The 14,996-nt window shown below is 29.9% G+C and carries 12 protein-coding genes; all 12 read left to right on the top strand.

Annotation, left to right across the window (positions count from 1 at the left end):
• The first annotated feature begins 360 nt into the window (after positions 1-360).
• The 12 genes from AC3IF2_RS03230 to AC3IF2_RS03285 all read left to right on the top strand — a co-directional run bounded on the left by AC3IF2_RS03230 (position 361) and on the right by AC3IF2_RS03285 (position 14,983).
• On the top strand, positions 361-3,867 hold the full coding sequence (locus tag AC3IF2_RS03230; protein ID WP_489165594.1) for a T9SS type A sorting domain-containing protein: 3,507 nt from the start codon (positions 361-363) through the stop codon (positions 3,865-3,867).
• Between the two features lie 179 nt (positions 3,868-4,046).
• Entirely contained in the window at positions 4,047-5,030 is a 984-nt protein-coding gene (locus AC3IF2_RS03235) for a Gfo/Idh/MocA family protein (protein WP_489165595.1), read from the top strand.
• Positions 5,030-6,169, top strand: a complete 1,140-nt coding sequence (locus AC3IF2_RS03240) for an NAD(P)/FAD-dependent oxidoreductase (protein WP_489165596.1) — start codon at positions 5,030-5,032, stop codon at positions 6,167-6,169. The genes AC3IF2_RS03235 and AC3IF2_RS03240 overlap by 1 nt, the downstream gene beginning before the upstream one ends.
• Complete coding sequence (locus AC3IF2_RS03245; protein WP_489165597.1) at positions 6,166-7,200, top strand: NAD-dependent epimerase/dehydratase family protein; 1,035 nt, start codon at positions 6,166-6,168, stop codon at positions 7,198-7,200. The genes AC3IF2_RS03240 and AC3IF2_RS03245 overlap by 4 nt, the downstream gene beginning before the upstream one ends.
• A gap of 24 nt (positions 7,201-7,224) precedes the next feature.
• Positions 7,225-8,013 (top strand): glucose-1-phosphate cytidylyltransferase, encoded by a 789-nt coding sequence (rfbF, locus tag AC3IF2_RS03250; protein ID WP_489165598.1) that lies wholly within the window; start codon positions 7,225-7,227, stop codon positions 8,011-8,013.
• Positions 8,014-8,039: 26 nt separating this feature from the next.
• On the top strand, positions 8,040-8,573 hold the full coding sequence (gene rfbC / locus AC3IF2_RS03255) for a dTDP-4-dehydrorhamnose 3,5-epimerase (protein WP_489165599.1): 534 nt from the start codon (positions 8,040-8,042) through the stop codon (positions 8,571-8,573).
• A 3-nt stretch (positions 8,574-8,576) separates the two neighbouring features.
• Entirely contained in the window at positions 8,577-9,881 is a 1,305-nt protein-coding gene (locus AC3IF2_RS03260; protein WP_489165600.1) for an NAD(P)H-dependent oxidoreductase, read from the top strand.
• Between the two features lie 9 nt (positions 9,882-9,890).
• Complete coding sequence (locus tag AC3IF2_RS03265; RefSeq protein ID WP_489165601.1) at positions 9,891-11,177, top strand: O-antigen ligase family protein; 1,287 nt, start codon at positions 9,891-9,893, stop codon at positions 11,175-11,177.
• Positions 11,170-12,534: a lipopolysaccharide biosynthesis protein gene (locus AC3IF2_RS03270; protein WP_489165602.1), complete on the top strand. Its 1,365-nt coding sequence runs from the start codon at positions 11,170-11,172 to the stop codon at positions 12,532-12,534. Before AC3IF2_RS03265 ends, AC3IF2_RS03270 begins: the two co-directional genes overlap by 8 nt.
• 19 nt (positions 12,535-12,553) lie before the next feature.
• Positions 12,554-13,555 carry a hypothetical protein gene (locus tag AC3IF2_RS03275; protein WP_489165603.1) on the top strand — a complete coding sequence of 334 codons (1,002 nt, stop codon included), beginning with the start codon at positions 12,554-12,556 and terminating at the stop codon, positions 13,553-13,555.
• Entirely contained in the window at positions 13,543-13,914 is a 372-nt protein-coding gene (locus AC3IF2_RS03280) for a sugar 3,4-ketoisomerase (RefSeq protein ID WP_489165604.1), read from the top strand. The genes AC3IF2_RS03275 and AC3IF2_RS03280 overlap by 13 nt, the downstream gene beginning before the upstream one ends.
• Before the next feature lie 28 nt (positions 13,915-13,942).
• Positions 13,943-14,983, top strand: coding sequence for a DegT/DnrJ/EryC1/StrS family aminotransferase (locus AC3IF2_RS03285; RefSeq protein WP_489165605.1), 1,041 nt, complete (start codon positions 13,943-13,945; stop codon positions 14,981-14,983).
• The last annotated feature ends 13 nt before the right edge of the window (positions 14,984-14,996 follow it).

Below are 14,996 nucleotides of genomic sequence, written 5' to 3' on the forward strand. Positions count from 1 at the left end.
TAATTACAAATATTTTTATTGATTACAACAAAGCGACTGATTATTAACAAAATTTACCATTTATTAACAAAAATCAACATTTTGTTTAAGATTTTTAAGATCTTCAGATTTTCTTGAGAATTATAAAATACTTTCGCCTCGTTTTTAAGATAGAAATTAGAGTGAATAGTAGTATACAATTTATCACATTTTTTTCCGTTTTAGATTAACGTCGCTAAGAAAAGAATCCGTTCATTTATTAATTGTATCTCCCTGAGTAGCTGTAAAGCATGAAGCCTTACAGGTATTTAGTTAGGATACATATTGCTAAATGATAAACTATTAATAGTCAATTTATTAATTATTTATCTAGGTTCTACTATGATTAAAAATTTATTATTACTTCTATTATTACTTTTTAATACAATTTGTGTTCTAGCCAGTTCTCCCATATTTTCAAATTTTAGAATAGAAGATTCTCATAAAAATAGAGTTTATTTTGATAGCAATAAACCAATAAAGGGGACTTCTGCGGCGGGTTTTATAATAAATGGAAAAGATATTACAAATATGTACATTAATTATGAACAAACAGTTGGACACTATTTTACAGTTTCTTCTCCTTTTACTTTTTGGGATAATAATACTGTAAGGTATGAGGGAGGTAGTAATATAACTGATTCAAATAATAATGCACTATTTGAATTTACTTTGACATATATTGAAAACAAAATTTCTGAGCCTATTGCAAGTGTAGATAGATATGTAACTAATACAGCAAATGGTAGCGGGGATGGTACAAATGAAACTAATGCTTGGACATTAAACCAGGCTATGAGTCAAGCTCGTTCAGGAATGACAATTTGGATAAAGTCTGGAAATTATGGAAATCAACAATTGGTAACATCTGTTGATGGTACACCCACAGCCCCAATTAAGTTTATTGGTTACAAGAATGTAAAAGGAGATATCTCATCTAATTATTATGACAAAGTTGGTAATTCAATGCCAAAGTTAGATTCTAATGAAATGCCAACTTTAACAGGAACTGGAGCAAATGGAACAGCTCTGAATTTAGATGGAGTTAATTATGTTTTTTTCAGGAATATTCAGTTTACAAATTATTATAATGGTATTGTAGGTAATGGAACATTTAATAGCAATTTAGTTATAGAAAGATGTAATGGTAAAGAGTTTGGAACTGGGGGAGATAGCCATGGTAGATATATATATTTTGAAACTTTTATTAATGGTACTTTAAAGGCCACTAGTAACAATAATTTAAAAATACTTGACTGTGTAGGAGTTGATGCAAATATGGCTGCATTTTATGTTCAATCCTCAGGGAATAATCTTATAAAAGATGTTAAGGCATATAATACAAAAGAAACTCCTTCAGAAGTTCAAGATTATAGCATTGCTTTTGGTGGGCACAATAATATTATTATTTATTGCCATGCAGAGAATTTAGTTTTTAATCAATATAATGGGTCTTGGAGCGGTCTTTATACTCATGGAATAACTTTAAGAGGTCAGCATAACCTGGATAATGATTATAATTTGATTGCAAAAAGTACAGCTATAAGTGTTGTTGAGTCATTCGCAATTAGAAATTATGGTTGTGATAATAATGTAATAAAAGACTGTACAGCTACCAGGAATGGTAGTTATGGCAATGAAATCTATGGGAGTTGGAATAGTGGAGGTGTATTTATATGGGGTGGAGCTAATAACAATATTATTGAAAGATGTCAAATTAATGACAGTACTTATGGGATTGTATTTACTGATGATAATGAAGAGAATAATTATACAGGTTACGAAATAGGTAATAATAATATAATAAGAGATTGTGTAATTAATAATGTTAAATGGTCAATAAGATTAGGCGGTAACAATTCTGCCACAATGCACAATAACAAAATCATTAATACTACTTTTTATAAATCTCAATATTTGTTCGGTTTTTATGGAAATCAAGATATCAAGAATTTAGAATTAATTAACTGTATATTTGTTGATCAAGCTACAAATTCAAAAACCCTTAATGACGATAGCGGTAGTTATCAAGTTATCCCAAGTAGTATATCATTTAAGAATTCGGTCTTTTATAATAATAAAGATAATTGGTTTATACCTGGAAATTCTAACATTAATGCTGACCCAATCTTTGAAAATGAAACTACTGGAAATTTTAGGTTAAAGCACAATAGTCCAGCAATTGATAAAGGTATTAAAATAAAAGAGATAGGAATTGATTATGTCGGAACATCAAGACCACAAGGTAAAGGAGTTGATATAGGAGCATATGAACATCTTGATAATACTACGGGCTCAATAATAGATGCATACGCTGGTGAAGATGTTTTAATATGTAAGGGAGAAAGCATTACATTGTCTGCATCTGGAGGAAATACATATTTATGGAATACCGGCGAAACTACAGCAAGCATTGATGTTAACCCTTCTGATACAACTACCTATACTGTAACGGTGTCAGATGGAGTCAATAATGATACTGACGATGTAAAAGTTACTGTAAATGATTTGCCTGTGGTAAGTGTGGGAGCAGATAAAATAATAGAAGAAGGTGAAAGCGTGACTTTAACCGCAATTGGAGAAGGAAATTACACATGGAGTACTGGAGAGACAACAGAATCTATTACAGTTAGTCCAAGTTCTACAACTAATTATACAGTAATAGCAGAAGATGCATATGGCTGTAAGAATGAAGATAGTGTTCTTGTAATTGTAAATAATTCTTCAAGCATTAATGTTAGTGCAGGTAACGATATATCAATATGTCTGGGTTCTAGCACAATTTTAACAGCTACAGGCGGTAGCTCATATTTATGGAGTACTGGAGAGACAACAGAATCTATTACAGTTAGCCCGAATACTACAACTACATATATGGTAACTGCATATGAAGAAGAAAGTAGTGGTACTGACCAAGTGCAGGTAGAAATAATTATGCCACCATCAGTAGATTTAGGGGCTGATAAAACTATTTGTAATGGAGAAAGTATAACCTTAACTGCAGAAGGTTCTGGTGATTTTTTATGGAGTAATGGAAAGACTTCTAAAAGCATTGTTGTTAGCCCTAAAGAAACAACAATTTATTCAATTTTATCAAGTGGACCTTGTGGTACTAATGCCACAGATCAAATAATAGTATATGTCGTAAATCTTCCGACTGTTAGTGCTGGTAATGATGTAACAATTGATCAAGGAGATAAAGTAACTTTAACTGCAACGGGATCGGGCTCATTTCAATGGAGTACAGGAGAAACAACAGCAAGTATAATTGTAAACCCAATTCAAACAACAACTTATTCTGTTACTGCGACAAATGAAAATTGTTCTAAAAGTGATGAAGTTATAGTTACAGTAAAAGAAGTTCCAGCAGTAAATGCCGGTGAAGATATATCTATTTGTCCAGGGGAATCTGTTACTTTAACTGCTACTGGAAAAGGAAGTTTTTTATGGAGTACAGGAGAAAGAACTGCTAGTATAAAAGTGCAACCAAATTCAAATGTAAAATATTCGGTAGAAGCTAAATTAGGAGGTGTTGTTACAAAAGATGAAGTAAAAGTAATTATTGATAACTCTAAATGTTTGGATAATTTAAATGAAGAAATGGTTATTTACCCTAACCCAACTGATGGTATTCTAACCATAGAATCTAAAGTGCTAAGTGATAAATTAAATTTATCGATTACGAGTATAAGTGGTAAAATTATTTATTCAAAAGTTATTGATACTAAAAACGTCTCTGATAATCGACTTTATAAACAAATAGATTTATCTCGTTTTGAGCAAGGTATTTATATTGCTCATTTAAGCGGAGAGAATCTAAGTAAGACAAAAAAGATTATCCTTAAATAAAGTATTGATTTTTTTATAACGGAAAAACCACTAAATTAAATTAGTGGTTTTTTGTTTTTTATAATAAAAAAATTACTTTTGGTAAGCTTTAAAAGAAAAAGAGGCCTTCATCAGAAAAAATAATAGTAATTTTTTGGTCTAAGTTGTCTTATCTAATATCAGTTTAAGCTATTCTAATTATGAAAAATAAAAATTTTGCAATGATTGGTGTAGGTGGTTATATTGCTATAAGACACTTGCGAGCTATAAAGGAAACTAATAATCAATTGTTGGTAACACTTGATAAGTTTGACAGCGTTGGGGTAATGGATAGTTATTTTCCAAATGCAGCATTTTTTGTCGAATTTGAGCGTTTCGATCGTCATATAGAAAAGTTAAGGAGAAAAGGTGTTGTTTTAGATTATATAAGTATTTGTACTCCTAATTATTTACATGACTCACATATTAGAATGGCACTGAGAAGTGGGGCTAATGCTATTTGTGAAAAACCATTAGTTCTAAATCCTTGGAATATAGATGCTCTTAAGGATGTTGAAAACCAATATGGAAAGAAAGTTAATACAATTTTGCAATTAAGATTGCATCCAAGTATAATTGACTTAAAGAAAAAAATTGAAGATGGCCCTAAAGATAAGATATATGATGTTGACTTAATTTATTTAACTTCTAGAGGTAATTGGTATTATACTTCTTGGAAAGGTAATATTGCTAAATCTGGAGGAATAGCTACAAATATTGGGATTCACTTTTTTGACATGCTTTCATGGATTTTTGGATCCTTAAAAAGTAATGTAGTTCACTTGCATAATCATGATCGTGCGTCTGGTTATTTAGAATTTGAAAGAGCAAGAGTTCGCTGGTTTTTATCTATCAATTATGATATTTTACCTAATGAAATAAAAGAAAAAGGACAAACAACTTACAGATCTATAACGGTTGATAATGAAGAAATAGAATTTAGTGATGGTTTTTTTGATTTGCATACTAAAAGTTATGAAAATATTATAAGTAATAATGGCTTTAGTTTAGAGGATGCTAGAACTTCAATTAATATTGTACATGAAATTAGAAACAAAGATATCTGTCCATTGAAAAACGATTATCATCCTATGGCTAAATTACCATTAAGCCAACATCCTTTTAATAAAATTAAAAAAAGATAATGTACGATGCTCAAGTTACAATAATCGGAGCTGGAGTAGTAGGACTTTCTATTGCTTATCAATTATCCAAAAGATTTGATGATATTTTTGTAATAGAAAAAAATGAGAAGTTTGGAGAAGAAACATCGAGCAGGAGTAGCGAAGTAATTCATTCAGGTATTTATTACCCAACAGATTCTTTAAAAACTAAATTGTGTATTGAAGGTAGAAAGTTACTTTATGATTTTTGTGATAATTATAGTGTTTCATATAATAAATGTGGAAAATTAATAGTAGCTACTAATCAAAAAGAGTTGGAAGAGCTAGACAAAATTTTTCAGCAAGGTAAAAATAATGGTGTTGAAAATGTTCGAAGAATAACTGAGAAAGAAATCTGTAAACTTGAGCCAAATATTAATGCAGTAGGAGCTCTTCTAGTTTCCGAAACTGGAGTAATCGATTCTTATGGGTTTATGAAGCAATTAGAAAATTGTTCTGTTAATAATGGAGTCAATTTAGTGTATAATTCTGAAGTAAGTGAAATTAAAAAGGTAGCTGATAATAGTTATATATTAAGAATTATAGACAAAGATGATGATACTTTTGATTTTACAACTCAAATTTTAATTAATGCTGCTGGCTTAAATTCTGATAAAATATCTAATTTAGTTGGAATTAGAGATACAAATTATAATCTTTACTATTGTAAGGGAGAATATTTTGCCATAGGAAATGGTAAAAATAGATTGATTAATAGGCTTATATATCCAGTTCCAAATAAAAATTTAGTTGGTTTAGGAGTACATGCTACCAAAGATATTGATAATGGTTTAAAGCTAGGTCCTAACGTTATTTATTTAGATAATAATAAGATTGATTATACTGTAGATATAAATCATAAGGATAATTTTTATAAGTCAGCTAAAAGATTTTTTCCATTTTTAGAAAAAGAAGATTTATATCCTGCTTACTCTGGGATAAGACCTAAATTGCAAAAAAATGGCGACCCATTTAGAGATTTTATAATCAAAGAAGAAAAAGATAAAGGGTATGAAAATTATTATAATTTAATAGGTATTGAATCACCTGGATTAACTTCTAGTTTGGCTATTGGAAAATATTTAAATCAACTAATTAAAATTAATAAAAGAACAACATGAAAAAGGTTTTAGTTACGGGACATAATGGATACATTGGCCCTCATTTGACTAGGTTATTAAAAGAAGCAGGTTATAAAGTTGTAGGTATAGACACCAACTACTTTGATGATAGCTGTAAATTTTCTTATTACGAAAAGCCTGATTTAGAATTAATCAAAGATATTAGAGAAGTTAACAAGTCTGATTTAGAAGATATTTATGCCATATGTCATTTAGCAGGTTTGTCAAACGATCCTATGGGGGCTCTAAATGAAAATTTGACTTATGATATAAATCATAAGGCTTCAGTAAACCTTGCTAAGTTAGCAAAAGATGTAGGAGTTAAAAAGTTTATATTCTCTGCTTCTTGTAGTATGTACGGTATAGCGGATGGAGATAAAGCTTTAGACGAAACCGCAGATTTTGCACCAGTAACTGCTTATGCTGTAAGTAAAGTTGAAACTGAAAAAGATGTTAAGCCAATGGGTGATGAAAATTTTTCGGTCACTTTTTTAAGAAATGCTACTGCCTATGGATTATCCCCTAAGCTACGATTAGACTTAGTAGTTAATAATTTGGTAGGATGGGCTATGACAACAGGTGAGATTAGAATTATGAGTGATGGTACTCCTTGGAGGCCCTTGGTACATACAGAGGATATAGCTCGAGCTTTTGTTGCTGTAGTAGAAGCACCCAAAGAAAAAGTTAATGGAAAGTCCTTTAATGTTGGTCAGAATAGTGAGAATTTTCAAATAAAAGATGTGGCTAGAATTGTTGGTGAAGTAATACCAAATTGTGATGTAGTCATTACAGGTGAACATGGCAGTGATTCACGTTCTTATAGAGTAGATTTTTCTAAGATAGCAGAAGAATTACCCAATTTTAAACCAAAGTGGAAATTAAAAAAAGCAGTTGAAGATATTTACCAAGGATATAAGAAGTTTGGAATGGATAATGAACATTTTAATGGGAGATATTTTATTAGGTTAAAACAATTAGATCATTTATTGAATAATGATAAATTAGATAATGATCTTATATGGAAAAAATAATACTATATAAAGGTTGATAATTCTATGAAAACAGTTATACTAGCAGGAGGTTTTGGAACTAGACTAAGTGAAGAAACTAGAGTAAAACCTAAACCCTTAGTCGAAATTGGAGGTAAACCAATCTTATGGCATATTATGAAAATGTATTCACATCATGGTTTTAATGATTTTGTTATTTGTTGTGGATATAAGGGAAATATGATAAAAGAATATTTTTCAAATTATTTTCTTGAATCCTCTGATGTAACTTTTGACCTTCAGAAGAATTCAATGGAAGTACATAAAACAAAAACTGAACCTTGGAGAGTTACTTTGGTTGATACTGGTGATGAAAGTATGACAGGAGGGAGGGTAAAAAGAGTACAGAAGTATATTGGGAATGAAAGGTTTTTTCTTACTTATGGTGATGGTGTCAGTGATGTCAATATTACTGAATTACTAGAATTTCATATGAAGCAAAAAACATATGCAACTCTTACTGCTGTTCAACCACCTGGAAGATATGGGGCATTTAATTTAGAAGCTGAACAAACACGTATAAGTAGTTTTAGAGAAAAGCCTACGGATACGTCTGATGGGTTTGATGTAGCATGGATTAATGGTGGTTTTTTTGTTCTCGAACCAGAAGTATTTGATTTTATAGAGAATGATAGTACTATATGGGAGAGAGATCCTATGGAAAATTTAGCAAATAATGATAATTTATCTGCGTACAAACATTCAGGATTTTGGCAAAGTATGGATTCTCTAAGAGATAAAAACATGTTAGAAAGTCTTTGGAATTCTGGCAATTCTAAATGGAAAAAATGGTAGAGCTTTTGGAATTAAAATTTTAATAGATGAAATTTTCTGAAACAAAACTAAAAGGTGCTTACGTTATTGAAATACAAAAACTAGAAGATGAAAGAGGTTTCTTTGGCAGGTCTTGGTGCATGAATGAGCTTAAAAAGTATGGACTTAATACTAATATTGCTCAAGCGAATACTTCATTTAGTAAAAGCAAAGGAACTTTGCGAGGTATGCACTATCAAAATGATCCTTATCAGGAAACTAAATTAATAAGATGTACTAGGGGAGCAATTTTTGACGTTATAATAGACTTGAGGAAGAATTCTTCAACTTATAAACAATGGTTTGGTATTGAGTTAACTCAGAATAATTATAAAATGTTATATGTGCCAGAAGATTTTGCCCATGGCTTTATCACGTTAGAAGACAACTCTGAAGTAACTTATATGGTTACCGAATTTTATACACCTGGGGCCGAATTAGGTATTAGATGGAATGATCATTCATTTAAGGTTGATTGGCCACTAGAACCTAAAGTCATTTCAGAAAAAGACAAAACTCATCCAGATTTTAATCAATATTAAATAATGATAATTGTAGATACCGCCCTAAAAAAAAGAGCTGAAGAAAATAATCCGGTTAAAGTTGGAATGATAGGAGCTGGCTTTATGGGAAGTGGCATTGCTTTGCAAATCTGTAAGTATATACCAGGTATGGAATTGGTAGCTATTGCTAATAGAAATATTGAAAAGGCAAGAAAAGCGTATACTGAGGCACAAATAAAGGAAGTAAAAGAGGTTGATAATCTCAATCAACTTTGCGATAATATTAAGTATAAAAAATTTAGTATAACAGATAATGCAGAGTTAATTTGTGATGCTGAAGGAATTGATGTTATTATTGAAGTTACTGGTACAGTTGAATATGCAGCTCATCTTATATTGAGAGCGATCAATAATAAGAAACATGTTGTTATGATGAACCCTGAAGTTGATGGAACTGTAGGGCCAATTCTGAAATATTATGCAGATAAAAATGGGGTAGTTTTAACTTCGGCAGATGGTGATCAGCCAGGTGTGGAAGGCAATTTATATAGGTTCGTCAAGTCTTTAGGTGTAAAGCCAGTTTTGTGCGGTAATATAAAAGGATTACATGATCCTTATAGAAACCCTACAACACAAAAAGCATTTGCCGAAAAATGGGGACAAAAGCCTCATATGGTTACTTCATTTGCTGATGGTACCAAAATTTCTTTTGAACAAGCTATTGTTGCAAATGCTACAGGGATGAAAGTGGGTAAACGTGGAATGTATGGCCCTACTGTTGAGCCTGGTGCCCATTTAAAAGATGTTGTACACTCTATTTATCCTCTTGAAAAACTTTTAGAAGGCCCTGGGATAGTTGATTATGTAGTGAGAGCTGAACCTGGTCCAGGAGTTTTTGTGTTAGGTACACACAATGACCCTATTCAAAAACATTATTTGAATTTATATAAATTAGGTGAAGGACCATTGTATTTATTTTATACCCCGTATCATTTATGTCATTTTGAAGTCCCATTTACAGCTGCAAGAGCAGTTTTATTTAACGATGCTGCTTTAGCTCCACTAGCTGGACCTACTGTTGAAGTAGTTGCAACAGCTAAGGTTGATATTAAAAAGGGCGAAATTTTAGATGGTTTAGGTTATTATAAGACTTATGGCTTATGCGAAAATGTAGAAAATGTTTATAAAGAGAACTTATTGCCAATTGGACTGGCTGAAGGATGTCAAGTAATAAAAGATATTCCTAAAGATAATGTTATAACTTTTAATGATATTGAACCTCCTAATGATAGACTTTGCTCTAGTTTGTGGTGGGAACAACAAAATTTTTTTAATCAAAAACTTTAAGTTGTGAAGATGAATTCTGATTATTCTGTAGTTAATAGATTTAATCGATTTATCTTATTGATTATGATTTTTGCGCCTTTTGTAGCCTACTTTAGTTACAATTTTTTAAAAGTGGATTTTTTAACTACTTATCAATTAGTTACTTATGTGGGTGTAGTGCTAGTTTTATTTAAAAAGGGCAAACAAGAACCAATAAATTTCCCCCCTTATCTTATCTTTTATCTTTTATTTATTGCTTATATATTCTATTCAACTTTTGTTCAACTAGACCGAGACTTTAAATTGAAGTATATTTTCTCATATAGATTAATAGGTGGTTTTAATTTGTTATTTATAATAGAGAATACTCCAATTACTAGAAAGTATTTTCGTTTCGTTATGAACGCTAGTATAAAAATTTTAGTGATAGCCTTTATTGTAATTCTATACCAGCAATTGTTTAATATTAGTTTTTTTATGCGTACTGATATGGTTCAAAGTTTTTCTACTGAAAGCGGTACTGAGGATAGATTATACTCGATTTACTCATGGATAAATCTGTTATCCAATGGATTTGCCTTTATTCCAGTTTTCATAATTGTAGTTGAAAGACATGGTAAAAAAGGTAAAAAAATAATGATTTGGATTTTACTAGGATTATTGTATGCTATTCTCACTAAAGCAAGATGGATTATGGTAAATTGTCTACTTGTTTTTATCTTATTATTTATAGGTGAGAAATACAAATTTAGATTATTTTTAAAATATACAGTTATAGTCCCTATAATACTTATATCAACATATTTTATACTAAATTCTGCAGGTGTAAACGTGAGCGGAGTTGTACAAGACAGAATTTTAGAATCAAATAATAAATACACTCATCAAAAATCAGCAAGTACAAGAATTCTTGCTTTTACAGTTTTTAATAAATTATATTGGAAAAATCCGATTTTTGGAACAGGAGATGTTAAGTATGGAATGGGGAATAGAGATCAACACAATTTTGATTTGCGTCAAGCATTAGGGGGTAAATCTTCTCAAATTCATGTTGGATTTTTAGCATTGTTTTTTCTATATGGGCTGGTTGGTGGCTCTTTATTCATTATTTTTTTAGTTCTTTTGATTAAAAAATTATTCAATGATTCCAAAATTACTGGTTTTTGGGGGCCTTTGCTCGGCATTATTGGTTTTGCCCTTGCAAATTTCACTTTAGTTTCATTTAATATGATGGAAATGGGATTAATAATTGCCATATTAGTTAATAAATTTTACGTATCTAATACTAATGAACAAGATTTATATCTAGATGCTTAATAAAGTTAGACAATTTATTCTTGATTTTTTTAAAGGTCATGAAAGAACTGTTAAGGCCAAGAAAAATATATTAGCTACGGCATTTATCAAAGGGCTAAGTATGATTGTTGGTTTTTTGATGGTTAGAGTTACACTAGATTATTTAGATCAAACTAAATATGGAATTTGGCTCACGCTTACATCTTTTTTAACATGGTTTTCATTTTTTGAAATAGGTTTGGGGAGTGGATTAAGAAATAAATTAGCCGAAGCTTTAGCAATAGAAGACTATAATTTAGGGAAGGCTTATGTTAGTACAACTTACGCCATTTTGAGTTTTATTATGCTGATTTTAATTTTGGTTTTCTTTATCGGAAATTTCTTTGTTGACTGGACAGCAATTTTAAATACTGACAAATCATTAGCAAAAGATTTAACTTATTTATCGTTCATAGTATTTGGTTTCTTTTTTTTGAGATTTATTTTTCAACTTATAAATATCGTTTTAACTGCTGACCAACGACCAGCAGTTGCCAATACCTTTGGACCAATTGGCAATCTTATATCGTTAATAATAATCTATGTATTAACCAAAACTACTAACGGATCATTAATTTACATAGGATTGACATTAAGTGTTGTACCATTTTTCGTACTTGTACTTGCAACGATATATTTTTTTAATAATGACTATCAACGAATAGCTCCCTCATTTAAGTATGTTAAATTAAAATATGCAAAAGACCTTTTAAATTTAGGTGTAAAGTTTTTCGCTATTCAGATAGCTGGTTTAATAATTTATCAATCAACTAATATAATAATAGCTCAATATTTTGGCCCTTCTGATGTGACAATTTACAATGTTGCTTATAAATATTTCTCTATTCTTACAATGGCATTTACAATAATTGTTTCTCCTTTTTGGTCGGCATATACGGAAGCATGGGTAAAACAAGATTTGTATTGGATTAAGAACACAATAAATAAATTAATTAAAATTTGGTTGCTATTATGCCTTGGAGGGATAATTATGTTATTATTCGCTAAACAGTTTTATAAATTATGGCTTGGCGATGAAATTTTAATCCCTTTTAATTTATCATTTGTATTATTGATTTATTTTATTACTTATACTTTTGGAGGTATTTTTAATATGTTTATAAATGGAACTGGTAAGATAAAATTACAGCTAATATTATCAAATATTAGCGCTCTAATATTTATTATTGTTGCTTATGTTTTGATAAAGTATTACAACCTAGGCATAGTTAGTTTAGTTATTGCATCTATTATAGCAAATATTGAAGGTTTTGTAATAGCGCCCATACAATATAAAAAAATAATAAACAATAAAGCTAATGGAATTTGGAACAAATAACGTGTTGAATTTTTGTATAATGACATCTGTTAATTATATTACTAAAGCTTTGGTAATGTATGACTCATTAACAGATAAATGTAGTAATAAATTTAATTTATATTATTTTACTTTCGATGATTCTACTTATAATTATTTAATCAAATTAAACTATAAAAATATTATTCCTGTAAAATTGAAGGACCTGGAAAGATTTTATCCCGAATTAAAGGATACGATTACTTCTCGGAATAAATCAGAGTATTTTTTCACTTGTACACCTCATATAATTGACTTTGTCTTAAAAAAATATGAAGTTTCTCATGTCACTTATTTAGATGCAGATTTATATTTTTACAAAGACCCTTTAATTATAATTAAAGAACTAGAAAATGCTTCGGTTTTGATTACTGAGCATTGGCGTTTTAACCCTACAGAAAAAGAAATGGAAAGTGGGAAATATTGTGTTCAATTTATTCCTTTTGTTAATGATTCTAATGGCATTAAGGTCATTGAGTGGTGGAAAAAAAGTTGTATTGAGTGGTGTTATTTAAAAGCTGAAGATGGAAAGTGGGCAGATCAAGGCTACCTAAATACCTGGACGAAATTATTTGATGGTGTTATAGAAATGCAGAATAGAGGTGGAGGGGTGGCAAGGTGGAATTTAAATTATTATCGTTTTTTTGAAGAGAATGGTAACTTAAAAGCCTACAATAGTCAAATTCATACAGATGTTGATATAATATTTTATCATTTTGAAGGTTTAAAAATATATTCAAATAGAGCAATGAATGTTGGACTTTATAAAAGTGATAAAGATTTTTTTAAATTTATATACAAAGATTACATTAATAAATTATCAAACAAAGAGAAAGAATTAATTAATAAATTAAATATATCGAGAAGAAATTTTGAATACCAAGATTATCAATATAATTTTTCCAAGTTCATATTAGGTGAAATTAGAAGGATAATTTTACCAAAATTAACTGACACGACTTTTTTCTATAAATACTTAAATCATTACAGATGGCTGCCTTAATAGAATTACCAACTTTTAGTGATGTTAGAGGGAAACTAACAGTGATTGAAAAAATACTACCTTTTAAGATTAAAAGAGTATATTTTATTTATGATACTAATAATAAAGATAGAGGAGGGCACAGGCATAAGATAACAACACAAGCTTTGATTTGCCTTAAAGGAAGTTGTGTTGTTTCTTGTGATAATAATTTTATTAAAGAAGATTATAGACTAGATAAGCCACATAAATGCCTAATTCTTTACCCTGAAGATTTTCATATTATGAAGAACTTAAATGAAGGAACAATATTGCTTGTATTGGCTTCAGAAGATTTTATTGAAAATGATTATATAGATGAACCTTATGATACAATATGAGAATCTAAAAAAGGTTAATGAACCTTTTATGAAAGAATTAATTGAGACAGCTTCAAAAACGATAACAAAAGGTTGGTATATTCTAGGAGAACAAGTTAAAAAATTTGAAAATGAATATGCAAACTATATTGGTTCTAAATTTTGTGTGGGTGTTGCTTCAGGATTAGATGCAATAACTCTGTCGTTATTAGCTTTAGATTTACCAAAAGGCTCAGAAATTATTGTTCCTTCAAATACATATATTGCATCAATACTTTCTATAATTCATGCAGGCTATAGGCCAATTCTTGTAGAGCCAAGTATATTTACTTATAATTTAGATTCTAATCTAATTGAAAACCATATTACAAAGAATACTTCTGCTATTTTAGTTGTACACCTTTATGGTAAGGTATGTGATATGGACTCCATAATAACAATAAAAAAGAAGTATAATTTGAAGCTGATTGAGGATTGTGCCCAATGTCATGGTGCGTCTTTTAAAGGGAGAAAAGCAGGGACCTTTGGAGATGCTGCGGCATTTAGTTTTTACCCTACCAAAAACCTTGGGGCAATTGGAGATGCTGGAGCGGTAACAACGAATAATCAGAATGTTTATAATAAGATGCGTATGTTGAGAAATTACGGATCATCAAAAAGATATATAAATGAAATAATTGGATATAACTCCCGGTTAGACGAAATTCAAGCAGCATTTTTGAGAGTGAAATTGAAATATCTTGATAAAATGAATAATCATAAAAAGAAATTAGCTCAAATCTATTTCGATGAGCTTGATAAAAAATTTATCTTACCTCTAAGAAATGAACATTATGAAGACGTTTTTCATATATTTAATATAAGGCATACCAAAAGAAATGAGATAAGAGATTTTTTACTTAAAAATGGGATAAAATCTGACATTCACTACCCTCTTTCACCCCATAGACAAAAAGCGCTATCAAGTCTGACAGAAAAACATTTTCCAATTTCTGATGAAATCCATAAAACAACTTTAAGTTTACCGATTTCTTTTAGCCATTCTCAAAAAGAGATTGAAATGATAGCAAAAGTTTTAAATGAATATTGATTATTAGCGTTTA

The organism is Maritimimonas rapanae, assembly GCF_057837205.1.

Coding starts and splice junctions, on each gene's coding strand:
- AC3IF2_RS03230 (WP_489165594.1), top strand. CDS start 361: ATGATTAAAAATTTATTATTACTTCTATTATTACTTTTTAATACAATT.
- AC3IF2_RS03240 (WP_489165596.1), top strand. CDS start 5,030: ATGTACGATGCTCAAGTTACAATAATCGGAGCTGGAGTAGTAGGACTT.
- AC3IF2_RS03265 (WP_489165601.1), top strand. CDS start 9,891: ATGAATTCTGATTATTCTGTAGTTAATAGATTTAATCGATTTATCTTA.
- AC3IF2_RS03280 (WP_489165604.1), top strand. CDS start 13,543: ATGGCTGCCTTAATAGAATTACCAACTTTTAGTGATGTTAGAGGGAAA.
- AC3IF2_RS03270 (WP_489165602.1), top strand. CDS start 11,170: ATGCTTAATAAAGTTAGACAATTTATTCTTGATTTTTTTAAAGGTCAT.
- rfbC (WP_489165599.1), top strand. CDS start 8,040: ATGAAATTTTCTGAAACAAAACTAAAAGGTGCTTACGTTATTGAAATA.
- AC3IF2_RS03235 (WP_489165595.1), top strand. CDS start 4,047: ATGAAAAATAAAAATTTTGCAATGATTGGTGTAGGTGGTTATATTGCT.
- AC3IF2_RS03275 (WP_489165603.1), top strand. CDS start 12,554: ATGACATCTGTTAATTATATTACTAAAGCTTTGGTAATGTATGACTCA.
- AC3IF2_RS03260 (WP_489165600.1), top strand. CDS start 8,577: ATGATAATTGTAGATACCGCCCTAAAAAAAAGAGCTGAAGAAAATAAT.
- AC3IF2_RS03285 (WP_489165605.1), top strand. CDS start 13,943: ATGAAAGAATTAATTGAGACAGCTTCAAAAACGATAACAAAAGGTTGG.
- rfbF (WP_489165598.1), top strand. CDS start 7,225: ATGAAAACAGTTATACTAGCAGGAGGTTTTGGAACTAGACTAAGTGAA.
- AC3IF2_RS03245 (WP_489165597.1), top strand. CDS start 6,166: ATGAAAAAGGTTTTAGTTACGGGACATAATGGATACATTGGCCCTCAT.